This is a genomic window from Ornithinibacillus bavariensis, from assembly GCF_018333235.1.
GTDB lineage: Bacteria > Bacillota > Bacilli > Bacillales > Amphibacillaceae > Ornithinibacillus > Ornithinibacillus bavariensis.
The window spans coordinates 809253-834462 of the sequence record NZ_BORP01000001.1; the positions used below are offsets into that span (position 1 = coordinate 809253).

A 25210-nucleotide genomic window follows, 5' to 3' on the forward strand; every position below is an offset into this window, starting at 1 on the left:
AGGAGAAATCCTGCTTTTTTCTCGTTTTTTAAAACTTATCATACATAGAATTTACTTTCCTGTTTGATAGCTATAAAATAGAAAAAAGAATGTTTTTAATGAAAGGAGTACTACACAACATGTCTAATGAAAAACAAGTGTTCTCCACTGAGATTTCTGGTAAACCCTTTACCGTCGAAATCGGAGAATTAGCGAAGCAAGCAAGTGGTGCCTGCATGGTACACTACGGGGATTCATCCGTACTAGCAGTTGCCACAGCTTCTAAAGAACCGAAAGACTTACCTTTTTTTCCATTAACCGTTAACTATGAAGAGAGATTATATGCGGTTGGTAAAATCCCAGGTGGATTTATAAAACGTGAAGGAAGACCAAGTGAAAAAGCAATACTTGCATCTAGACTAATCGATCGACCAATTCGACCACTTTTCCCTGATGGATATCGTAATGAGGTCCAAGTTATTAGTACCGTAATGAGTGTCGATCAGGATTGTTCTACTGAAATTGCAGCGATGATTGGATCATCTATTGCCTTATCTATTTCTAATATACCGTTCGAACAACCGATTGCAGGTGTTCATGTTGGAAGAGTTGATGGTAAATTTGTCATTAATCCAACAGTAGAGGAAGAGGCACATAGTGATATTGAATTAACGGTTGCGGGTACAAAAGATGCTATTAATATGGTTGAAGCAGGAGCGAATGAAGTGCCTGAGGAAGTCATGTTAGAGGCAATCATGTTTGGTCATGAAGAAATTAAGCGCTTAGTAGCCTTCCAAGAGGAGATAATCCAAGCTATAAACCCTGTGAAATCTGAGGTTGTATTATTTGAACTGGATGAGGATTTAAAGGCTAAGGTAGAAGCAGAAGCACACGAGAAGCTACTTGCTGCCATCCAAGTACAAGAAAAGCATGCAAGAGAAGAAGCGATTAGTGACGTAAAGGCAGAGATTTTAGCAGGTTATGAGGAAGAAGAGAAAGAGGTCATTTCACAAGTAAGCTCTATCCTAGATAAAATGGTTAAAGAGGAAGTTCGTCGACTTATTACGAAGGAAAAGATTCGTCCTGATGGTCGTAAGATTGATGAAATTCGTCCACTATCCTCACGTATTGGAATTCTACCTAGAGCCCATGGTTCAGGTCTATTTACAAGAGGACAAACGCAAGCATTAAGTGTTTGTACATTAGGTGCTCTTGGCGATGTACAAATATTAGATGGTTTAGACTTAGAAGAATCCAAACGCTTTATGCATCATTACAATTTTCCACAATATAGTGTTGGTGAAACAGGCCCTATGAGAGGGCCGGGTCGTCGTGAAATTGGACATGGTGCACTAGGTGAACGAGCACTTGAAAAAGTGGTACCTTCTGAGAAGGATTTTCCATATACAATCCGTCTTGTATCAGAGGTGTTGGAGTCAAATGGTTCGACATCACAAGCTAGTATCTGTGCAAGTACGCTTGCAATGATGGACGCTGGAGTTCCAATCAAAGCTCCGGTAGCAGGTATCGCAATGGGACTAGTGAAGTCTGGTGATGACTATACTATCTTAACGGATATACAGGGTATGGAAGATGCACTAGGTGATATGGACTTTAAGGTTGCCGGAACATCCAAAGGTGTTACAGCACTTCAAATGGATATTAAAATCGAAGGACTTTCTCGTGAAATCCTTGAAGAGGCATTAACACAAGCTAAAAAAGGAAGAATGCAAATTCTTGAGCATATGATGGAAACCATCAATAAACCGAGAGAAGAACTTTCAGAATATGCGCCAAAAATTTTGACAATGACGATTAACCCAGACAAAATTCGTGATGTAATTGGGCCAAGTGGTAAGCAAATCAATAAGATTATTGATGAAACTGGGGTTAAAATTGATATCGAACAAGATGGTAGTGTCTTTATTTCATCGACAAATTCAGAAATGAATGAGAAGGCTAAACAAATTATTGAAGATATCGTTCGCGAGGTTGAAGTTGGACAAGTATATTTAGGTACGGTTAAACGTATTGAAAAATTCGGTGCCTTTGTGGAAATCTTTAAAGGTAAAGATGGCTTAGTTCATATCTCCGAGTTAGCGGAAGAGCGTACGAATAAAGTGGAAGATGTCGTGAAAATTGGCGATCAAATTATGGTTAAGGTTAAAGATATCGATAATCAAGGAAGAGTTAATCTTTCACGAAAAGCTGTATTAATTGAACAAAAAGAAAAAGCAGAAAAATCAACACTATAACAATAACAAGAAGCTGGATATCCAGTTTCTTTTTACTTTTCTTGCTAACTATTTCTTTTACATTCACGTTTACGAATGAATTTTCATATCTTGTCCTCCTTTCTCATATACTTGGAAGGAAGGAGTGATAGGATGCATAAATATCGAAATTATATACATATCATTGTTTTTATTATTATCGTTGCTATTTCCTTTAACATTGAAATAAATCCATTTAAAACAAATGATCAAGCGGTTTTTTCACAAATGACCATGGTGAATATGAAGGAAGATCCGTTATATAGAGAAATTAAAGAAAAAAGCACAGGTTATCTAGATGAGCCAGAAGATGCTTATATTGATCGTGTTTGGAAAAAGACTCCTGGTAGGAATGGTCAAAAAGTAAATGTGGAAGAGTCTTATAAAAGAATGAAGAAAAATAAAGGGTTTAATGAAGAACTACTTGTCTTTGATAAAGTTCCGCCTAAAGTTTCTTTGGAAGATTTAGGACCAGCGCCAATTTATAGGGGCCATCCAGAAAAACAAATGGTATCTTTTTTAATAAATGTTTCTTGGGGGACGGAGCATATTCCAGACATATTGGATACATTAAAGAAGCATAAGGTTAAGGCAACCTTTTTTATTGAGGGTACATGGGCAAAGCAAAATGTGGAATATGTGAAAATGATACAAGAACAAGGACATACTATTGGTAATCATGCGTATAATCATCCAGACATGGCGAAGCTAAATAGGGAACAGATTTATAACCAAATAAAAGATACCAATGATGTACTCTATGCAATAACTGGAGAAACACCAAAGTGGTTCGCACCGCCAAGTGGCAGTTTTTCTGAAACGGTTATAAGAGTAGCAGATGAACTGAAAATGGAAACAATTTTATGGACAGTTGATACAATTGATTGGAAGAATCCAACCGTAAATGTTATGCTTAATCGCGTAATGGAGAAAATTCATCCCGGAGCAACGGTTTTAATGCACCCAACCCCTTCCGTTGCAAGAGGATTACCTAGTCTAATTGCCCAAATAAAAGAAAAAGGTTATCAAATTGGAACTATTGATAAGCTATTATCTGAAAGCAGATAATATGGTGTAACAGGAGGAAAAACGTTGATTCAGAAACATATTAGCAAAAATGGAGTTCGAATAGTATTAGAGAATATACCAGCTGTGCGATCCGTAACAATTGGTATATGGGTTTTAACAGGTTCAAGAAATGAAACCGAAGTGAATAATGGCATTTCTCATTTTATCGAGCATATGTTTTTTAAAGGTACCAAGAATAGAACAGCAGCTGATATAGCTGAAGCCTTTGATTCAATAGGTGGTCAAGTGAATGCTTTCACATCAAAAGAATATACTTGTTTCTATGCTAAAGTATTGGATACGCATAAGGATCATGCATTAGAAATTTTAGCAGATATGTTCTTCAATTCTGCATTTGATGAAGAGGAAATGGAACGGGAAAAGAAGGTAGTCCTTGAAGAAATAAAAATGTATGAGGATACACCTGATGATATCGTACATGATCTTTTAGCTAGAGCTGCATATGGCAATCATCCATTAGGATACCCAATTTTAGGGACGGAAGAGCATTTAAAATCCTTTACTCCCAATCAATTACGTGATTATATTCATACACATTATCTTCCTGAAAATGTCGTTATTTCAGTTGCGGGTAACGTGGAAGACGATTTTATTGACCGTATTGATCGCTATTTCGGTACATATGGTTCTACAATTCAACGATCAGCTATTAAAGAGCCGAGCTTTTTAGCTAATCAAATTGAGCGTCATAAGGAAACAGAACAGGCTCATCTCTGTATTGGCTATAATGGATTACCAATTGGAGCAGAAGACGTTTATAGTTTAATTATATTAAATAATGTGTTAGGTGGAAGTATGAGTTCTAGACTTTTCCAAGAGGTAAGAGAAAAGAGAGGACTTGCATATTCCGTATTTTCCTACCATTCATCATTTCAAGATAATGGTTTATTAACTATATACGCTGGAACAGGAAATGAACAGCTCCCGCTATTAAAAGAGACGATAGAGAATACTGTAACAGGATTAATTAAAGAAGGAATTACAGATAAAGAATTAAAAAATAGTAAAGAACAATTAAAGGGTAGTATCATGCTTAGCCTGGAAAGCACGAATAGTCGAATGAGTCGAAATGGAAAAAATGAATTATTGTTAAGGAAACATAAATCATTAGATGAAACGATTCAAGAAATTGATAATGTGACACATAGATCCATTAACCAAATAATTGAACATACATTTAATCAGGAACCTTGTACTGCTCAAATAGCTCCTTTAAAGAACTAATGAAAGAACCTTACTAACATAGGTTCTTTTTTCTTGCATATATATGTAGTATAAGTAACAAGGGAGTGCTGTGTATGCGGTATAATGAAATTAGTAACAAAGAAATCGTCAATATAACCCATGGTAAGCGGTTAGGTATGCTTGGCCAAACAGACTTAGAAATAGACGAGGACACAGGACAAATACGCTCATTTATTTTACCGAACTACAAATGGTTTGGACTTAAAAAAGAAGGTGCAGTTGCAAAAATTCATTGGAGCTCCATTAAAAAGATTGGCGAGGATATGATTATGATCGAAGCTGAATAATTTATGAAAGGTTAGTATCAACTAGATACTAGCCTTTTTTCATCCTTTTTCAAACTAATATTCACTATCCGCCTAGAAACACATAAGCTATAAAGAAAATGCTATACCATAAGACAATTCTTTCGTTACTACTTTTTTTATCAAAGGTTGGAGGGTGTTCTAGGTAATGAAACTAACAATTGCTGTAATAGGTGGAGATGCAAGATATTTAGAATTAATTAGACAGCTACAACGAGTTGAAAATAATGAATTAATATTAGTCGGTTACGATAAACTTGAGCAAGGCTTTACAGGCTTAAAGCAGACAGATTTCCACGAAATAGATGTGGAAGACTTAGATGTCGTGATATTGCCAATTACAGGTATGGATGAGGAAGGATCCGTTGAGACTGTATTCTCAGATCAAGACATTCGAATCACAGAAGATTGGTTATCCAGGTTAAAGGAATCTGCTGTGGTCTTTACCGGGATAACCAATGAGCATTTATCTATGATAACCCATAAAACAAACACAACATTAGTTCCATTATTTGATCGGGATGATGTAGCAATCTATAATTCTATTCCTACAGCAGAGGGAACGATTATGATGGCTATTGAAAATACCGATTACACGATTCATTCATCACGTGTGATTGTTACTGGATTTGGTAGAGTCGGTCATACTGTTGCGAATAAGTTTGCTGCACTAGGAGCCAATGTTTCAGTTGCCACTAGGAGTTCAAAGGACTTGGCACGAATTACCGAAATGGGGCTTACCCCAATTGAATTAGAAAAACTAGCCGAATATACGAGTGAATGTGATTTATTAATCAACACCATACCTGCAATGGTGATTAAAAAGGACTCTATCCAAAATCTTCCCTCCAATGCAGTCATTATCGATCTTGCATCAAAACCGGGTGGAACGGATTTTGAATTTGCGAAACAAAGAGGAATTGAAGCGATATTGGCACGTAGTCTACCAGGTATTGTTGCTCCAAAGACAGCAGGAAAGATTTTGGCAGATGTTATTATTCAAATTTTAACAAAGGAAAAGGAGCTATAAGGAATGGAATTACAAGGTAAACGGATTGGTTTTGGGGTGACTGGTTCACATTGTACGTATAGTGAAGTGTTCGGTCCGATGGAAAAATTAATGGAACTTGGTGCAGAGGTCGTCCCAGTCGTTACGTATACAGTAATGAATATTGACACGAAATTTGGAAAGGCAAAGGATCATATTGCCAGAATAGAATCCATAACAGGAAAGAAAGTAATTTCCACTATGCCAGAGGCAGAGCCGCTTGGGCCGACCTACCCACTAGACTGTATGGTTATTGCTCCATTAACAGGTAATTCCTTAAGTAAATTAGCAAATGCCCAAACAGATTCGCCTCCGTTAATGGCGGCAAAAGCTACAATGAGGAATCAAAGTCCAGTTGTGTTAGGTATTTCCACAAATGATGCGTTAGGATTAAATGGCATAAATTTAATGCGATTAATGGCAAGTAAATTTATATATTTCGTCCCGTATGGTCAGGATGATCCATATAAAAAGCCAAATTCACTCGTTGCTAATATGGACTTATTACCGGAGACAATTATTTCAGCATTAGAGGGAAAACAGCTACAGCCAATATTAATACCACATTTGGATTAATGTGTGATAAAATAAAAAACTAATAGTTTTGCCAATATTTATAAAGTTGTATCAGAGGAAGGAGATAGTATCCTATGGAGAAGTATAATGTAGCAGTTGTTGGTGCAACAGGTGCTGTAGGCGAAAAAATTGTGAAGTTACTAGAAGAAAGAGATTTTCCAATTAAACAATTAAAGCTTCTATCCTCAAAACGATCAGCTGGAACGAAGGTAAAATTTAATGGAGAGATGATAACGATAGAAGAGGCTACTGATGATAGCTTTCAAGATATCGATCTAGCATTATTTTCTGCAGGGGGAACGGTTTCTAAACGCTTTGCCCCTGAAGCAGTAAGATGTGGTGCAGTGGTTGTAGATAATACGAGTGCGTTTCGAATGGATGAGAAAGTACCACTTGTTGTACCAGAAGTAAATGAAGATGATTTACAATTACATCAAGGTATCATAGCTAATCCAAATTGCTCTACAATTCAAATGGTGACAGCTTTAAAGCCTATAAAAGATGCGTTTGGCTTAAAGCGGGTTATTGTATCAACATATCAAGCAGTATCAGGAGCAGGAAATCAGGCAGTAGAGGAATTACGAAAACAAGCTAAACAATTTATAAATAATGAAGAAATAACTGCTGAAATATTACCAGTTAAAGGTGATAAGCATCACTATCCAATAGCCTTTAACGCATTGCCTCAAATTGATTTATTCCAAGACAATGGTTATACATTAGAAGAGATGAAAATGATAAACGAAACAAAAAAAATCATGCATGCGGAAGAACTTTCCGTTGCAGCTACCTGTGTTCGATTACCTTTTTTCACTTCTCACGCAGAAAGTGTATATATTGAAGTAGAGCAAGATGGAATAACCACAGTGGATATATGGAAGGTTTTAGAAAATGCAGAAGGTATCATTTTACAAGATAACCCAAGCATTCAGAATTATCCTACACCAATTGCTGCATCTGGTAAGAAGGAAGTATTTGTTGGTCGGGTACGAAAAGATTTAGATCAGCAAAATGGCATTCATCTGTGGATTGTATCTGATAACTTGCTTAAGGGAGCAGCGTGGAACACTGTTCAAATAGCTGAAAAGCTCATTGAAAAAGGACTGTTATCCAATTAATTACTGTTTAACAGGCAGTATGTTGATAAAATTGTATTTAGTTAGAGGTGTGTGAAATTGTGCAGATATTAGTTCAAAAATTTGGTGGAACTTCTGTACAAAGTAATCAAAGTAGAAAACATGTTCTTCGTCATATAGAAAACGCACTAAATAATGACTTTAAACTGGTAGTAGTCGTATCTGCATTAGGTAGGAGTCCAGATCCCTATGCAACCGATTCTCTTTTAGAATTAGTTGATTATCCAGAGCATTCCATTACTAATCGAGAGCTCGATATGTTAATGGTTTGTGGAGAAATAATCGCTTCTGTTGTTCTATCCAATGAACTAAGAAAGAGTGGTATCTCATCCATCGCTTTAACTGGAGCACAAGCGGGTATTAAGACGAATGCAGATTTTAATCAAGCTAAAATAAAAGAAGTAGAACCATCACGTATTCTAACAGAGTTAAAAAAACATGACGTCGTTGTCGTTGCCGGCTTCCAAGGGAAAAATTTACAAGGGGAGTTGACTACCCTTGGTAGAGGCGGAAGTGATACAACAGCAGCTGCCCTTGGTGCAGCTCTAGCAGCGAAAAGTATTGAAATATTTACCGATGTTAATGGAATTATGACAGCAGACCCAAGGGTAGTAAAAAATGCTCGTGCATTGGATATTGTGTCGTATAGAGAAATTTGTAATTTAGCATATCAAGGAGCAAAGGTCATCCATCCACGTGCAGTAGAAATTGCTATGCATGCCAAGGTACCGATTAGAGTGCGTTCTACTTATGAGGAAAACGGTGGAACCTTAGTTACGAATACTAGGAATGGAAAAGTTGGGGTCGATATTTCTGACCGTGTAGTAACTGGAATAGCACATTTAGCAAATATTACCCAAATCAAGGTACAGACAAAGGAAAAAGAAGCATATCGATTGCAATCTGAGGTGTTTAAAGCAATGGCAGATGCTGGGATATCCATTGACTTTATCAATATTTCGCCTACAGGTGTTATCTATACGGTTCCAAATCAACAAGCCAAGCGTGCAATTACTATTTTAAAGTCTAAGGGTTTCAATCCATCCATATTAGACGATTGTACGAAGGTATCTGTCGTAGGAGCTGGAATGACTGGGGTACCAGGAGTTGCCTCGCGGATAGTTCATGCTTTGACTAGTAAAGGAGTACAAATACTACAGTCCGCTGATAGTCATACAACAATATGGGTGTTGATTCCAAGTAAAGACTTGTTTACTGCGGTGAATGCATTGCATGAAGAATTTGATTTAAGTAATCAGTCGACAATTTTGCATGATTTTTTAACAGAAAGGTGAGTAAAAATGGATTTTGGAAACTTGTTAACAGCAATGGTTACTCCATTCGATGCTAATGGAGAGATCAATTTTTATGAAACAACAAAATTAGTAAATTATCTTTTAAATAATGGAACTGAAGGGTTAGTAGTTGCTGGAACAACTGGTGAATCACCAACACTCACAACAAAGGAAAAGATTGAATTATTTTCTCATGTAGTTAAAATTGTCGATAATCGTGTACCAGTTATCGCTGGTACAGGGGGGAATAGTACGAGAAGCTCTATTGAATTAACGAAAGAAGCGGAAAATTGTGGTGTCGATGCGGTTATGCTTGTAGCACCATATTATAATAAACCAAATCAATTGGGGTTATATGAGCATTTTAAGACCATTGCCAGTGAAACAAAACTTCCAGTAATGCTCTATAACATTCCCGGGAGATCAGTAGTGAAAATGTCTGCAGAAACGATTATTGCGTTAAGCAAAATTGATAATATAGTTTCTGTTAAAGAGGCAAGTGGAGATCTAGATTTGGCAGCTACAATTATAGAGAATACTAGTGAAGACTTTCGTGTGTATAGTGGGGATGATGGGTTAACTTTACCGATGCTAGCAATTGGTGGTAATGGTATTATCTCTGTTGCCTCCCATATTATTGGGAATGAAATGCAGGAAATGATCCACGCATTCCAGAAAGGAGACACGAAGCGAGCTGCTTTCATTCACCGTAAATTACTTCCGTTAATGAACAGCCTATTTGCTCAGCCATCACCAACTCCAGTAAAAGCAGCTTTAATACAGAAGGAAATTCGTGCTGGTGGGGTACGCCTACCACTTGTTCCATTAACAGAAGAGGAAGAGCTAAAATTAATGAAGATCATTACTGAATTTCATCTATAAAAATAACTGAAGCAGTCACTTGACTGCTTTTTCTTTTTCCAAACGAATTAATTAATAAGTGGGAAATAAGCTTATCACTATTGGTTTAACTTAGTTGTTGGCAAATTTCTAAAGAATGTATTTGCTCTATTAGCCCATACTATAGCTATAGCCTATTTGAGGACAAGGATACAAAGGCTTCCTTCCCTAGTGGTAATAGGAGTTCTGAACCGTAGACAGTAAGTTTTTAAAAGGAGTGTACGAATAATGGAAAAAGACACCGAGAAGAAAGATGGACAGGAACAGGAACAAGGTGAGGAACAACAATCACCATCGTCAATCGTTCAAAAAATTCAAGCACTTGGGCAAACAAACATCCCACAAGCACCAGACTCTAACATACATGTGTTATCTATTATTGGCCAAATTGAAGGTCATATCCAATTACCTCCACAGAATAAAACAACTAAATATGAGCATATACTACCTCAATTAATTGCTATTGAACAAAATCCTAAAATAGAAGGCGTAATACTATTATTAAACACGGTTGGTGGTGATGTAGAGGCTGGACTTGCACTATCAGAGATGATTGCATCACTTTCGAAGCCAACAGTATCTATTGTGCTTGGTGGCGGTCATTCCATTGGGGTTCCGATAGCAGTATCGACGAATTACTCGTTTATAGTTCCTACTGCAACTATGACTATCCATCCTGTACGGTTAACAGGTCTGGTGATTAGTGTGCCACAAACATTTGAATACTTAGATAAGATGCAAGAGCGGGTAATTAACTTTGTAGTCAACCATTCCCATATTAAAGAAGAAAAGTTTAAAGACCTAATGTTTGCAAAAGGTAATTTAACGAGAGATATTGGAACAAATGTAGTTGGAGAAGATGCGGTAGAATATGGATTGATTGATGAGGTTGGGGGAGTAAAAGAAGCGATGACAAAGTTAAATGAATTAATCAACGAAGGTAAAGGAAACGAACAACAGGAGGTCATTCAATGATCCATTATACGCCATTGTCAGAATCAGATATTTATCCAATTGACGAAGCGGCTTATACAAATCGAAAGTGTGTCAACTATGAAGGCAAAACAGTGTTTGTCGAAAAAAACACAAATGGTGAGTATCAATTAGTGCAATTACTCTCAACAGATCCTCAGGATTATTTAAATGAAAAGTTTACTCCTGGAACAATTATTCCATAATGAGAATGTCATATGGACAACACTATGATATACTATATATGATGGAACATTATACCCCTTGCCAAATGAAAGGCAGGGGTTTATTACTAGTTGCCGCGCAAGTTTTAAGAGGTGAGAAAATGGCTAAAAAAAGAAGAAAAAAGAAGAAAAGCGCATTAAAAAAACAAGTCAAATTGGAACTTATTGGTTTATTGTTTATTTTTCTAGCAATCTTTGGTAGTGGTGCTAGTGCTATTAGTGGTGGAGCAATCCCAGGAGGCTTGGAGCATATTTTTAAATTCTTTTTGGGAATTTGGTATTTTATTGCTTCCCTGTTCCTATTAGCAACTGGTTTGTTCCTAGTAGTAAAAAGGCGTACGCCGAACTTCTTACATAAAAAAATGATAGGACTTTATATTGTAATTGCTGGAATACTTTTATATACCCATATACAGGTCTATGAAAATATTCTTAAGGTTGCTTCTGACACCTCTATTATGAAAGCGACTTGGAATACTTTTTTTGATTATGTTGCAGGGCAAGCATCAACTGGACAAACAGGTGGAGGAATGATTGGTGCTATGATTTTTGCGTTCTGCTACTATTTATTTTCATCTGTAGGAGCAAAGATCGTTGCTATATTTTCTGTGTTAATTGGTGTAATGTTTTTAACAGAATTTTCATTAGGTGATTTCTCAATCAAACTAATCAATGATGTAAAGTCTTTATGGAAAAAGACAAGAAAAAAAATTGCTGGGCAGGAAAAGAAGAAAGCAAAGAGAGCTACTACTGATACTGTTGAGGTATTGATTGAGCCAGAGCCACTTACAGTAAATAAAGAAGAGGATTATCCGGCGGTAACCTATGCTTTCGAGCAGCAGCAAAGGATGTCATCTATTGAAGAGCCTTCAACTCCAGAAGAAGCGTTAGAAGAAGCTGAAGATGATGAAATAGATTTAGAGCAGGCAATGCCGATGGTAGAAGCCGAAAACCCAGAATATATTCTACCATCACCAAATCTATTATCAGAGCCGATAAATAATGCTCAACAGCATGATAAAGCACAGATACAAGCGGTAGTTCGCAAGCTAGAAAAAACCTTTCACAGTTTTGGTGTGAAAGCACGTGTTACGAAGGTAAATGTTGGTCCGGCAGTCACGAAATATGAGGTTTATCCAGAGGCAGGCGTTAAGGTAAGTAAAATAGTTAATTTACATGATGATCTAGCCCTAGCACTTGCAGCCAAGGATATTCGTATAGAGGCACCTATTCCAGGAAAATCAGCTGTTGGAATAGAGGTTCCAAATCAGGAGATAGCCATGGTTTCACTACGGGAAGTATTAGATAGTACATCTAGTAATCAATCTTCTAAACTCCTTGTCGCTTTAGGAAAAGATATCTCAGGTGATGCAGTTTTAGCAGAATTAAATAAAATGCCCCATCTGTTAATTGCTGGTGCTACTGGAAGTGGGAAAAGTGTTTGTGTCAACGGGATTATCACAACCATATTAATGCGGGCAAAACCCCATGAAGTTAAAATGATGATGATTGATCCGAAAAAAGTAGAATTAAATGTATATAACGGTATTCCACATTTACTTGCACCTGTTGTAACAGATCCAAAGAAGGCTTCTCGTGCACTTAAAAAAGTAGTCGCTGAGATGGAGCGACGCTATGAGCTATTCTCTGAAACGGGAACACGTAACATTGAAGGCTATAATGAATATGTTCGAAAATATAATCATTCTTCAAATAACGAAAATGAACATCCAAATTTACCTTATATCGTTGTTATAGTAGATGAATTGGCAGATTTAATGATGGTTGCCTCAAGCGATGTTGAGGATTCTATAACAAGACTGGCGCAAATGGCTAGAGCTGCTGGAATTCATTTAATTATTGCAACACAGCGTCCTTCTGTGGATGTTATTACTGGGGTTATTAAAGCGAATATTCCATCGCGAATTGCCTTTAGTGTGTCCTCATCAACAGATTCACGTACAATTTTAGACTCCGGTGGGGCAGAGAGATTGTTAGGAAGAGGGGACATGTTATTTCTTCCAGTTGGTTCTTCGAAGCCTACTCGTGTACAAGGAGCATTCTTATCTGATGATGAAGTTGAAAGGGTGGTTGATCATTGTATTGAGCAACAAAAAGCAAGCTACCAAGAAGAAATGATACCTGAGGATACGAATGAAGTTGTTGAAGAGGTAGATGATGAATTGTTTGATGATGCAGTTCAGCTTGTAATGGAAATGCAAAGTGCAAGTGTTTCGATGCTACAAAGAAGATTTAGAATTGGTTATACAAGAGCAGCAAGACTTATCGATGCAATGGAATTAAGAGGAATTGTTGGACCGTACGAAGGAAGTAAACCTCGAGCAGTTTTAATAACTCAAACAGAAGAAAAATCGTCATAATGCACCATTTGTGTAATTTTAAGGCGGGGTTACATTGGAATGAATAAGTGTTTCCCCTGCTTTTTTTTGTAAACTAGTGTTAAAACTCTACTTTTTTCCATGCTTTGTCTATTTAACTATTAGTTTGTTGGCTATTTTGTTAGAAAAAAAGAATAAAAATGTGGTAAGACTCGAAATTTTAAATAAAACTATTTATTTGTTTATAAAATAATGATATATTATTCAAGGTATGGTTGTCAGAGTTTGTCGTAATTCCTTTACCTTGAATTTTTTCTAGGTAAAAAGCAGGGGGGCTCTTATGTCTATAAAAGTGGACTCGAGGCATTTATATTTACAGGTAATCGATAGAATAAAACAAGATATTGAAAGCGGTAAATATAAAGCAAATGAAAAGCTTCCATCTGAATTTGAATTATCAAAGCAATTAGGTGTATCAAGGGCTACTTTACGTGAAGCACTTCGGCTTTTAGAAGAAGACAATGTTGTTATTCGAAAGCATGGGGTGGGGACATTTGTAAATCCTAAACCTATTGTATCTTCTGGTATTGAAGAGCTAACAAGTGTGACTTATATGATTGAGCAGGCTGGTAAAAAACCAGGTTCACAGTTCTTCCTAACGGATATTATCGAACCAACTGAGGAAGAAAAGTCTAAATTTATGCCTTTAGAAGTAAGAGAATTGGCAAAACTTGAACGTGTCCGTACTGCGGACGGATTACCAGTCGTATATTGTATTGATAAGGTGCCAAAAGACCTAATTCCTATTGAAGCTGCCCATACAGAGGATTCCTTGTTTAAGGTAATTGAACAACATACGGGAAAAAGAATTAGCTATGCTATCACCTATATAGAACCAGTAACTTATCATGAAAAGATTTATGGAATATTAAACTGTGATTTCGAACAATCCTTGTTATTGTTAAAACAAATGCATTATACGGATAATGACGAACCAGTTCTTTATTCTCTTAACTACTTTCGTTCAGATGTGTTTAGTTTTCATGTCTTCCGGAAACGTATATAGAAGGATGGAAACACGCATTTTAGGAGGTGATTTTTTACTGTCGAGGAATTTAATGTGGTTACATAATAACATTACTATTTTTTAAAAAAATTTATTTAGGGGGCTTTGTCCATGAAAAAATTAGGCTTACTAGTTGTATTGATTCTAAGTTTAGGATTATTTTTAGCTGCCTGTGGTGGTGGAGATAACAAAGAAAAAGGTAACAACAATAACTCTGGAGACACTGCTAAAAATGAAGATTCTAATGATTTTAAAGTTGGTATGGTAACAGACCTTGGTGGAGTGGATGATAAATCATTTAACCAATCCGCATGGGAAGGGTTAAAAGTATTTGGTGAACAAAATGGTTTAACTGAAGGAGAAGGCTATACTTACGAACAATCAAATGCAAAAGAAGATTATATTCCGAACTTAACTCGTTTAGTACGTAATAAATATGATCTTATCTATGGAATTGGTTTCGAACTTAAAGAAGATTTAACTACAATTGCAGAGCAAAATTCTGATTTACACTTTGCAATCGTTGATGACGTTATTGAACTACCTAACGTAGTAAGTATTACTTTCAAAGAGCATGAAGGATCATTTTTAGTTGGTGTAGCTGCTGCTCTAAAAACCAAGACAAACAAATTAGGATTTGTTGGAGGTATTGATTCTCCTCTAATTAATAAATTTGAAGCGGGATTTATTGCAGGTGCAAAATCAGTAAATCCTAATATCGAAGTTGATGTACAATATGCAGAAAGCTTTGGCGATCCTGCTAAGGGTAAATTAATCGCTACAAACATGTATAATAACGGTATTGATGTTATCTATCATGCATCAGGTGCAACAGGTAATGGTGTATTTAACCAAGCAAAAGACCTAAAACAAAATGATGCAGATCGTGAAATTTGGGTAATTGGTGTAGACCGTGACCAACACGAAGAAGGTAAAGTAGGAGACCAAAACGTAACACTTACATCCATGATTAAACGTGTAGATGTAGCTGTAGAAAACGTGTCTACAATGTCAATGAAAAATGAGTTTCCTGGTGGAGAAAAATTAGAATTTGGTATTGAAGAAGATGGAATCGGCTTTGCTACTACAAATCAAGAAGCTATGACTGAAGAAATTATTAACACTGTTAATGAATGGAAAGATAAAATTCTGAAGGGTGAAGTAAAGGTTCCTACTACCCGTGAGGAATTAAAAACGTTTGAAGAAGGGCTATAAGAAATATAATAGATTAGAAAAGACCTTATGAGGGTCTTTTCTAATCTTTTCATTAAAATCCTCAAATGAAGACTGATGAAACTAGGTTCGTCTTTTTCATTTGGTGATTTTATACTAAAATATAATCATTCAATTATTAAAAATAACCCATGAATGGAATAGAGAATAAAAGAGAGGTGACATCAGTGGAATATGTAATTGAAATGCTGAATATCCGAAAAGAGTTTCCGGGTATTGTTGCAAACGATAACATTACAGTCCAATTAAAAAAAGGGGAGATTCATGCCCTTTTAGGTGAGAATGGTGCTGGAAAATCCACATTAATGAACGTTTTATTTGGTTTATATCAACCAGAAGCTGGTGAAATTCGTGTTAACGGGGAAAAAGTAAAGATTACCAATCCTAATGTAGCGAATAATCTTGGAATAGGGATGGTTCACCAACATTTTATGCTAGTAGAACCGTTTACCGTAACACAAAATATTATTCTTGGAAGCGAACCAAAGGGTAAGTTTGGTAGTGTAAATATTAAAGAAGCAGAAAAAGAGATTCGTGAAATTTCTGATCGCTACGGCTTAAAGGTAGATCCATCAGCTAAAATCAGAGATATTTCTGTTGGTATGCAGCAACGAGTGGAAATTTTAAAAACCTTATACCGTGGCGCCGAGGTATTGATTTTTGATGAACCGACAGCAGTACTAACTCCTCAGGAAATTAATGAGCTTATGGATATAATGCGTTCATTAGTGAAGGAAGGAAAATCTATTATTCTAATAACGCATAAATTAAAAGAAATCATGGAGGTATGTGACCGTTGTACGGTAATTCGTAAGGGTAAAGGTATTGGAACAGTAGTGGTGAAGGATACTAACCCAGACGAGCTTGCCTCTCTCATGGTCGGCAGAGAAGTTAATTTCAAAACAGATAAAAAACCGGCTGAACCAAAAGAGGTTGTTTTACATATTGAAGATTTATTTGTTCAGGATGTAAGAAAAATAGATTTAGTAAAAGGATTAAATCTTGATGTCCGTGCAGGAGAGATTGTAGGGATAGCGGGTGTTGATGGGAATGGTCAATCTGAACTAATAGAAGCAATTACTGGACTTCGTAAGTCTCGTTCTGGAAAAATTATGCTTAACGACAAAAATATTACAAATCTTAGTCCAAGAAATGTTACTAAGAGCGGATTAGGACATATCCCCCAGGATCGCCATAAATATGGACTTGTTCTGGATTATCCAATTGGTGCCAATATGGTATTACAGACATACTATCAAAAGCCTTTTTCAAAAGTATCTGTACTAAATTACAAAGAAATTTATAAAAAGGCGAAAGAATTAATTGAAGAGTATGATGTACGAACACCAAGTGAATATACCCCTGCTAGGGCATTATCAGGAGGAAACCAGCAAAAAGCAATAATTGGACGAGAAATTGACCGTTCACCTGATCTCTTAATTGCTGCCCAGCCTACTCGTGGTTTAGATGTTGGAGCAATAGAGTTTATTCATAAAAAGTTAATAGAAGAACGAGACAAAGGAAAAGCTATATTACTAGTTTCGTTTGAATTGGACGAGATAATGAACGTTAGTGACCGAATTGCCGTAATGTTTGATGGGAAAATTGTTGCAAATCTTACGCCGACAGAGACGAATGAGCAAGAACTAGGATTGCTAATGGCGGGTAGTACTATAAATGGGGCAGGTGATTCAAATGACATCAAATAATCGTCTATTCGGTATCCTTGTACCAATTATATCTGTTTTACTTGGATTACTTGTTGGTGCCCTTATAATGCTTGTTTCTGGTCACAACCCTATTGAAGGATATACTGCCCTATGGAACGGAGCGTTTTATGATGCATTCACCATTGGAGAAACAATTAGAAGAATTACACCATTAATTTTAACTGGACTTGCAATTGCTTTTGCTTTCCGTACAGGTTTATTTAATATCGGTGCTGAGGGGCAGGTAATAGTTGGTTGGCTTGCCGCAGTATGGGTTGGAATAGCTATCGAGGCTCCAATGATCATTCACTTACCACTTGCTATCATTGCAGGTGCATTAGCTGGGGGAATTTGGGGATTTATTCCAGGAATACTAAAAGCAAAATTGGGTGTACATGAAGTAATTGTCACTATAATGATGAATTATATAGCCTTATTTGTATCAAATGAAATTGTTCGTTCTGTTTTAACAGAACATAAGACAACTACAGAAAAGATTGCTTCATCTGCATCTTTAGGATCAGAATGGTTACAAAGTATTACCTTCTATTCTAGACTACACTATGGTATTTTAATAGCCTTATTTGCTGCAGCTGTGATGTGGTTTGTTATCAACCGTACTACAGTTGGGTATGAATTAAAGGCAGTTGGCTTTAATCGCCATGCATCCAAATATGCTGGTATGAATGTTAGCAAAAATATTGTCCTTTCCATGGTAATATCGGGTGTCTTTGCTGGACTGGCAGGTGTAATGGAAGGATTAGGAACATATGGAACAGTTTCAGTTATTTCTGGCTTTACGAACCTTGGTTTTGATGGAATAGCTGTTGCATTACTGGGAGCAAACAATCCTTTAGGAGTTGTCCTTGCTGCTATCCTGTTTGGAGTATTAAAAGAAGGTGCAGGAGAAATGCCAAGTGCCGGTGTTCCGACTGAGTTAGTTGATATTATCATTGCTATCATAATATTCTTCGTAGCGTCAAGCTACATTATTCGCTGGACATTAACTCGCTTTAAAAAGGAGGGGAAATAAGTGCTTGATATTTTAGCATCCATCGTGCCTACTGTATTATTCTTTTCAGCACCCCTTATCTTTACTGCATTGGGAGGAGTATTTAGTGAACGGTCTGGTGTTATTAACATTGGATTAGAAGGTTTAATGGTAATAGGGGCATTTGTTGGAATTATTTTTAACCTTACATTTGCTGATGTGTTTGGGAATTTTACCCCATGGATTTCAATTATCGTTGCTACTATTGTCGGAGCATTATTCTCGGCTATACACGCAGTAGCGTCTGTATCGTTTAGAGCTGACCAGACAGTAAGTGGTGTTGCAATCAATATGCTCGCTCTTGGTGTTGGAGTTTATTTAACGAAGGTTTGGTACGGAAAAGGTCAAACAGATATGGTTGCCGAGCCGTTTAACTCAACGAACATTCCAATACTATCGGATATTCCGATAATAGGACCTATCTTTTTCGAGGGTATTTATATTACCTCATATGTTGCCATTATCGTTGCATTTATTGCATGGTTTGTTCTATATAAAACAGCTTTTGGATTACGCCTACGTGCTGTTGGTGAACATCCTATGGCAGCAGATACTAATGGAATTAACGTATATAAGATGCGTTATATTGCCGTGTTAATTTCAGGCGCTTTAGGAGGTTTAGGTGGATCTGTCTTTGCTTTAACCATCGTCTCTAACTTTTCTCACTCAACGATTGTTGGACAAGGTTTTATGTCATTGGCAGCAGTTATTTTCGGGAAATGGCATCCGCTTGGTGCAATGGGAGCAGCATTGTTCTTTGGTTTTGCACAGAGCTTAAGTGTCGTAAGCACTGGAATTCCTTTGTTAGAGGATATTCCACAAATCTATTTACTAATTGCTCCATATGTATTAACAATTCTTGCTTTAGCAGGATTTATTGGTCGCGCAGATGCACCACGTGCAAATGGTATACCTTACGTTAAAGGTAGTAGATAAACAAAACAAGGTCTGTCCTTTCTGTATATCATACAGAAGAGGCAGGCCTTTTTTATCGTTGTCAATAGCTACTAAAAACGATTAATGGTAAACTATGGATAATAAAAAATTAATGGATTTGAGAAAATACGTACAAACTAAAGGGTAGCCCACAAATGTATATCGATAATTGGAGGAAATAGTATGGTGACGATAAATGAAGAAGTGAAAAATCAGAACGGCATTACGTTACATTTGATTCCAAACGAAAAATTTAAGACGGTTAATATTGTAGTAAAATTTAAAGCGAGACTTAATAGAGAATCAATTACGAAACGAGCATTATTGCCTTATGTACTACAGCAAGGTCCGAGCAAGTATCCTAGTAGAAAAGAACTGCAAATCGCTTTAGATGATTTATATGGTGCAGTGTTATCGATTGATGGAGGAAAAAAAGGAAACCATCATATTCTAAGTTTTCGATTAGAAGTTGCAAATGAAAAATTCATACCAAATGAATCAAGTATTGTTGAGGACGCGGTTAAGCTTTTAAATGAGGTGATTTTTAAACCTAATACAAAGGATCAAGCATTTAACGAATCGATATTTAATAGAGAGCGTGAAACGCTTAGACAGAAGATAAAGTCTGTTATAGATGATAAGATGAGATATGCCAATATGCGATTAATTGATGAAATGTGCGATGGAGAGCTATTTCAGCTTCATGTCCATGGTTATGAAGAAGATTTAGATCAGATTACTCCAGAAGATTTATACACATATTACATCGAGCTTCTTCAAGAGGACCAAATAGATGTATATGTATTAGGTGATTTCGACTCCAATAAAATGGAAAAAATTATCTCTCCAATTATTGAGCAAGAGAAAAGAACCACCTCTGTTAAAAATGATGTAGAAGAGGAGAGTACATCAAAGAGAAAAGAGCCGAGAGAAGTGGTGGATAAACAAAATGTCCAACAAGCAAAACTGCATATTGGTTACCGCACCAATATTCGATATCAAGATGCAGAATATCCGGCTTTACAGGTATTCAATGGGATATTAGGTGCATTTCCGAATTCAAAGTTATTTATTAATGTACGTGAGAAAAATAGTTTAGCCTATTATGCATCATCCCGAATTGAAAGCCATAAGGGGCTGCTCCTTGTATTTAGTGGAATTGCTCCTGAAAATTATCAAAAGGCAAAAGATATTATAGAAGAACAAATGAAAGCAATGAAAGAAGGAGACATCACGGAAGACGATTTATCTGAGACAAAAGAGTTAATTGTAAATCAGCTCTTAGAAACATTAGATCATCCACAAGGTATTATCGAAATGCTGTATCAACAAGTTATAGCGGAAAAAGAATTAAAACCTGATCAATTAATTGAACAAATAAAGAACGTTACAATAGACGAGGTTATAGAGGTTGGCAAGAAAATCCAAGAGGATACGGTCTATCTATTAACAAGTGAAGGAGTTTCTGCGAATGAGTAATAAAGATTATCGTCATATTAAGGAGACAATTTATCACGAGAAATTAGATAGTGGGTTAACTGTCTTTTTATTACCAAGACCAGCCATGTCTAAGACTTATGCTATCTTTTCAACGAATTATGGGGCTATCGACAGGAGCTTTGTACCGATAGGGGAAACGGAGTTAATTACTGTTCCAGACGGAATTGCCCATTTTTTAGAGCACAAGCTCTTTGAAAAGGAAGATCGTGATGTGTTTACTGATTTCGGAAAGCAAGGTGCATCGGCAAATGCCTATACTTCATTTACAAAAACTGCTTATCTTTTTTCTGCTACAACCAATATCGATCAAAATGTGAAAACATTACTTGACTTTGTACAGGATCCCTATTTTTCCGAAGCCTCTGTAGAAAAAGAAAAAGGAATCATTGGCCAAGAAATTAAAATGTATGATGACCAACCTGATTGGCAGTCCTTTATGGGTACGTTACGAAGTTTATTTAAAAATTTGCCAGTAAATATTGACATTGCGGGAACAGTAGATTCTATTGCGGAAATTACTAAGGATGATCTATATACATGCTATAACACCTTTTATCATCCGGGAAATATGACCTTATTTATAGCAGGAAATTTTGATCCAGAACAAATGATATCATTAGTGAAAGAAAATCAGCAGGCAAAAGAATTTGCTAAGCTAGAAGATATTCAACGAGATTATCCGAAAGAGCCTGAAGAGGTTGCCCATAAAGAATACAAACTTACCATGCCTGTATCTGTTCCAAAATGTACAGTGGGAATAAAGGAATCCATTCAAGAGCTTGAAGGAGAAGACTTTATTCGTAAAGATATTTTACAGGACATTATGATGACATACTTCTTCTCAAAGAGTGGGCAATTCTATGATGAGCTCTATCAGGAGAAACTAATTGATTCTAGTTTCTATTTTGAGACTAATTTAGAAAAAAACTTTGGTTATTCGATTATTGGTGGAAATACGGATAATCCCGACCAATTTACAGCGAAGATTAAAGAATTATTACTTTCAACTAAAACAATGGAAATCCCGACAGAGGATTTTGAGCGTATGAAGCGTAAGAAAATTGGCCAATTGCTACGTTCAATGAATTCGCTTGAAAATATTGCTGGCAAATATATTCATTATCATACGGTTGGGGTTGATTTTTTTGAGTTAATACCAACCATTCAAAACCTATCTGTTGAAGATGCCAATCAGTATCTACAGGACTGGATTGATGAAGAGCGTTTAGGCGTTTGTAAAATTGTAGCGGAGTAGGAGAAACTGCGATGGGGAAAAACATTTTAATTATTGGTGCGAGTGGAGCTATTGGTAGCGCCATTACAGAGCAGCTAATATTGGATGGTCACCAATTGATCCTTCATTATCATCAAAATAGAGATGCAATTGATACTATACTGGAGAATGCTAAAGCTGAATCAATATTAGGGTTCATTAAGGCCGATCTAAGTAAAATGGCTAATATTAGTGACTTTTTGGAAAAAATAGCGTATCCAGTAGATGCGATTATTTTCGCAAGTGGAATTGCGTATTATGGCTTGTTTCAAGAAACACCAGATGAGGTAATGGAAGAGATGTTTTCTATTCATATAGGAGCTCCTCTATTAATTACGAAGGCTCTTCTTGGAGATATGCTACTGAGGAAAAACGGAAAAATAATTTTTATCTCCTCTATTTGGGGAGAGGTAGGAGCAAGCAATGAGGTCTTATATTCCACTGTAAAAGGTGCCCAAAATAGTTTTGTAAAAGCATTAGCAAAGGAAGTTGGTCCAAGTGGAATACTAGTTAATGCTGTTAGCCCTGGTTTTATTGATACAAAAATGAATCCACTAAGTGCCGATGAAAAGGAAGCTTTACTAGAAGAAATTCCCCTAAATCGGCCCGGTTTACCTAAGGATGTTGCTAATACAGTAAGCTTCTTACTGAGTGATAAATCAAACTACATTCACGGTGAAATAATAAGAGTAACAGGCGGATGGCATTGATCTGATATATATATATATTAACTTCTCGTTTACAGCATGTATAATCAAAAAATAACTTCAAATACTATAGTTGTATAACGAGAAGGAGGAATGAAAAATGTCTGTTCTTGAAAATTTTGATTCTTGGAAGCAATTTTTAGCAAATAGATTAGAGCAAGCTCAAGCACAGGGGATGTCACAACAAACGATTTCTCAAGTTGCATATGAGGTTGGAGACTATCTTGCAAAAAGTGTTGATGCTAAAAATAGTGAAGAAGCTGTTTTGCGTGAATTATGGAATGCTGCTTCTAAGGAAGAACAGCAGGCAATTGCCAATTCAATGGTGAAATTGGTACAAAACGAAGCTAATAATGGCTAAGACTAACAAGTGAAAAAAGGAGCTGCGTGTGTGTCGTAGCTTCTTTTCCTTTCTAAAGGAAAACTTTAGAAAATAAATTTCAACGAATGTCTTTAAACAAATGTGAAAATCATTTATTATAAATGTATACGTACTTTAAAATTTGATTTTATGTACAAAGGAGAGAGCTTAGTGGGGAAGATAGAATGGTATTTAGAATATGAAATACGAATAAATCGCCCGGGACTACTAGGTGAAATATCTTCTTTACTAGGTATGTTATCAATAAATATTGTAACCATAAATGGTGTTGAAAATGGCCGAAGAGGAATGCTGTTGCTAGCTGATAATAACGAACAGATTACTCGTTTAAAATTGATTTTAAATACAATGGATACAATAAGATTAACAAAACTAAGAAAAGCAAAATTACGTGATAGATTAGCTGTTAGACATGGCAAATATATACATAGAGATGCGGACGATAGAAAGACAGTTAGGTTTATACGAGACGAGCTTGGGATACTAGTTGATTTTATGGCGGAGCTTTACAAACAAGATGGGCATAAATTAATTGGAATACGAGGTATGCCTAGAGTTGGAAAAACAGAATCCATTGTTGCCGCCAGTGTGTGTGCAAATAAGCGGTGGTTATTTGTATCAAGTACGCTCATCAAACAAACGGTACGCAATCAATTGATTGAGGGAGAATATAGTAGTGATAATATTTTCATTATTGACGGGATTGTTTCCAAACAAAAGGCAAATGAGAGACATTGGCAATTAATCCGGGAGATTATGCAACTTCCCGCAATAAAAGTGGTGGAGCATCCAGATATTTTTGTTCAGGCGACTGAGTATAATATCGACGATTTTGATTATATTATCGAACTCCGAAGTGACGAAAATGAAGAAATAACTTATGATGTAGTGGAAAGAGCACAATTTAACCAGGGTAGTGGATTTTCTATGTTCGATTATTAAACTGGATGGTGTTAGATATGGGTATTGGATCAAGACTTAGAGATGCAAGAGAAGCTAAAGAAATATCGTTAGATAGCTTACAAGAAACGACTAAAATTCAAAAAAGATATCTCGTGGCAATCGAAGAGGAAAATTTTTCTGTTTTGCCAGGGAAGTTTTATACAAAAGCATTTATTAGGGAATATGCTATTGCTGTTGGTTTAGACCCAAACGAGTTGATGGCTGAGTTTAGTGAAGAAATACCTTCGCCTAGTGAGGATACAACTACTCAGTATACGAGAATCCATCGTTCTCGAAAAGATAATATGCCAACAAAAAACTCAGCTATTTTTTCTATCATTCCTACATTATTTGTCATTATATTAATCTTTGGTATAATCTTTGTAGTTTGGTGGTTTGTAATCTCCAAAGCAAATGATGAAAATAAAACTACTCCTAATGCAAATTCAGATGATTACATTACGAGAGAAACAGAGAATAAAAATACAAATACGAATGACGATACAAATAATGAAGAAGATCAGGATACAGATGAGAATACTGGTGATGCAACGGAAGATTCGGATAATAATGATGAGGATTCATCAGCTGAAACTGATGAGAATTCGACTCTTTCGATGGAAGTGGTAGAAGCTGGCACTGGTATTAAGCCAACATCTACCATTGAGTTATCTAATGTGGGTGATTCATTAACCTTCGAATTTGAAGCTGCTAATGTCCAAGTATGGCTTGATGTCGAAAATGGTAATGGGCAAAAGTTTTTTAGTGGGTTTGTTAAGCCAACTGAAAAAACTACTGTCGATATGACTGGACAGGAGCAAATCTATTTGAATGTTGGTTCTGCACCAAATTTAACGATAACGATTAATGATGAAACACTAGAATACCCTGTTGACCCAAGTCAAAGAGGTGCTGATCATCAAAAAATTTGGTTAAATGTAATTAAAGAAAATGAATAAGCAGAAGGGGATGTCTTAGTAAAGGAGGGCCCTCCTTGGACATTCCCTTTCTTTCTTTCGAATCAAATGGG

The 25210-nt window shown here is 36.3% G+C and carries 23 protein-coding genes; all 23 read left to right on the plus strand.

Translation table 11 applies throughout. The features are described from left to right. The first annotated feature begins 119 nt into the window (after nt 1–119). Nucleotides 120–2234 carry a polyribonucleotide nucleotidyltransferase gene (locus KI338_RS04100; protein ID WP_212919684.1) on the plus strand — a complete coding sequence of 705 codons (2115 nt, stop codon included), beginning with the start codon at nt 120–122 and terminating at the stop codon, nt 2232–2234. A gap of 132 nt (nt 2235–2366) precedes the next feature. Beyond that, nucleotides 2367–3320 carry a polysaccharide deacetylase family protein gene (locus KI338_RS04105; RefSeq protein ID WP_212919685.1) on the plus strand — a complete coding sequence of 318 codons (954 nt, stop codon included), beginning with the start codon at nt 2367–2369 and terminating at the stop codon, nt 3318–3320. 24 nt (nt 3321–3344) lie between these two features. Next, nucleotides 3345–4565 carry a M16 family metallopeptidase gene (locus KI338_RS04110; RefSeq protein WP_212919686.1) on the plus strand — a complete coding sequence of 407 codons (1221 nt, stop codon included), beginning with the start codon at nt 3345–3347 and terminating at the stop codon, nt 4563–4565. A gap of 74 nt (nt 4566–4639) precedes the next feature. Further along, nucleotides 4640–4873, plus strand: a complete 234-nt coding sequence (locus KI338_RS04115; protein ID WP_212919687.1) for a YlmC/YmxH family sporulation protein — start codon at nt 4640–4642, stop codon at nt 4871–4873. 166 nt (nt 4874–5039) lie between these two features. Further along, a complete protein-coding gene (dpaA, locus tag KI338_RS04120; RefSeq protein WP_212919688.1) occupies nt 5040–5921 on the plus strand; it encodes a dipicolinic acid synthetase subunit A in 882 nt (293 codons plus the stop codon). 3 nt (nt 5922–5924) lie between these two features. Continuing rightward, entirely contained in the window at nt 5925–6515 is a 591-nt protein-coding gene (dpaB, locus tag KI338_RS04125; RefSeq protein WP_212919689.1) for a dipicolinate synthase subunit B, read from the plus strand. 74 nt (nt 6516–6589) lie between these two features. Then, nucleotides 6590–7633: an aspartate-semialdehyde dehydrogenase gene (asd, locus tag KI338_RS04130; RefSeq protein ID WP_212919690.1), complete on the plus strand. Its 1044-nt coding sequence runs from the start codon at nt 6590–6592 to the stop codon at nt 7631–7633. 59 nt (nt 7634–7692) lie between these two features. Next, nucleotides 7693–8946: an aspartate kinase gene (gene dapG, locus KI338_RS04135; protein WP_212919691.1), complete on the plus strand. Its 1254-nt coding sequence runs from the start codon at nt 7693–7695 to the stop codon at nt 8944–8946. A 6-nt stretch (nt 8947–8952) separates the two neighbouring features. Beyond that, nucleotides 8953–9828: a 4-hydroxy-tetrahydrodipicolinate synthase gene (gene dapA / locus KI338_RS04140; RefSeq protein WP_212919692.1), complete on the plus strand. Its 876-nt coding sequence runs from the start codon at nt 8953–8955 to the stop codon at nt 9826–9828. 246 nt (nt 9829–10074) lie between these two features. Continuing rightward, complete coding sequence (locus KI338_RS04145) at nt 10075–10821, plus strand: ClpP family protease (RefSeq protein ID WP_212919693.1); 747 nt, start codon at nt 10075–10077, stop codon at nt 10819–10821. Beyond that, nucleotides 10818–11024: a YlzJ-like family protein gene (locus tag KI338_RS04150; RefSeq protein WP_212919694.1), complete on the plus strand. Its 207-nt coding sequence runs from the start codon at nt 10818–10820 to the stop codon at nt 11022–11024. Before KI338_RS04145 ends, KI338_RS04150 begins: the two co-directional genes overlap by 4 nt. A 119-nt stretch (nt 11025–11143) precedes the next feature. Next, a complete protein-coding gene (locus tag KI338_RS04155) occupies nt 11144–13423 on the plus strand; it encodes an FtsK/SpoIIIE family DNA translocase (protein ID WP_212919695.1) in 2280 nt (759 codons plus the stop codon). 298 nt (nt 13424–13721) lie between these two features. Beyond that, nucleotides 13722–14447 (plus strand): GntR family transcriptional regulator, encoded by a 726-nt coding sequence (locus tag KI338_RS04160; protein WP_212919696.1) that lies wholly within the window; start codon nt 13722–13724, stop codon nt 14445–14447. A 111-nt stretch (nt 14448–14558) separates the two neighbouring features. Further along, nucleotides 14559–15662: a BMP family lipoprotein gene (locus KI338_RS04165; RefSeq protein WP_280530720.1), complete on the plus strand. Its 1104-nt coding sequence runs from the start codon at nt 14559–14561 to the stop codon at nt 15660–15662. A 185-nt stretch (nt 15663–15847) separates the two neighbouring features. After that, entirely contained in the window at nt 15848–17389 is a 1542-nt protein-coding gene (gene nupO / locus KI338_RS04170; RefSeq protein WP_212919698.1) for an ABC transporter ATP-binding protein, read from the plus strand. Beyond that, nucleotides 17376–18422, plus strand: coding sequence for an ABC transporter permease (locus KI338_RS04175; protein WP_212919699.1), 1047 nt, complete (start codon nt 17376–17378; stop codon nt 18420–18422). The genes nupO and KI338_RS04175 overlap by 14 nt, the downstream gene beginning before the upstream one ends. After that, complete coding sequence (locus KI338_RS04180) at nt 18423–19376, plus strand: ABC transporter permease (RefSeq protein WP_212919700.1); 954 nt, start codon at nt 18423–18425, stop codon at nt 19374–19376. 183 nt (nt 19377–19559) lie between these two features. After that, entirely contained in the window at nt 19560–20855 is a 1296-nt protein-coding gene (gene yfmF / locus KI338_RS04185) for an EF-P 5-aminopentanol modification-associated protein YfmF (protein ID WP_212919701.1), read from the plus strand. Then, nucleotides 20848–22131, plus strand: a complete 1284-nt coding sequence (gene yfmH / locus KI338_RS04190; RefSeq protein ID WP_212919702.1) for an EF-P 5-aminopentanol modification-associated protein YfmH — start codon at nt 20848–20850, stop codon at nt 22129–22131. The genes yfmF and yfmH overlap by 8 nt, the downstream gene beginning before the upstream one ends. A gap of 11 nt (nt 22132–22142) precedes the next feature. Then, on the plus strand, nt 22143–22859 hold the full coding sequence (ymfI, locus tag KI338_RS04195; RefSeq protein WP_212919703.1) for an elongation factor P 5-aminopentanone reductase: 717 nt from the start codon (nt 22143–22145) through the stop codon (nt 22857–22859). 97 nt (nt 22860–22956) lie between these two features. Beyond that, nucleotides 22957–23217: a DUF3243 domain-containing protein gene (locus KI338_RS04200; protein ID WP_212919704.1), complete on the plus strand. Its 261-nt coding sequence runs from the start codon at nt 22957–22959 to the stop codon at nt 23215–23217. A gap of 171 nt (nt 23218–23388) precedes the next feature. Next, nucleotides 23389–24180: a DUF3388 domain-containing protein gene (locus tag KI338_RS04205; RefSeq protein ID WP_212919705.1), complete on the plus strand. Its 792-nt coding sequence runs from the start codon at nt 23389–23391 to the stop codon at nt 24178–24180. 17 nt (nt 24181–24197) lie between these two features. Then, entirely contained in the window at nt 24198–25139 is a 942-nt protein-coding gene (locus KI338_RS04210; protein WP_212919706.1) for a helix-turn-helix domain-containing protein, read from the plus strand. Nucleotides 25140–25210 lie beyond the last annotated feature (71 nt).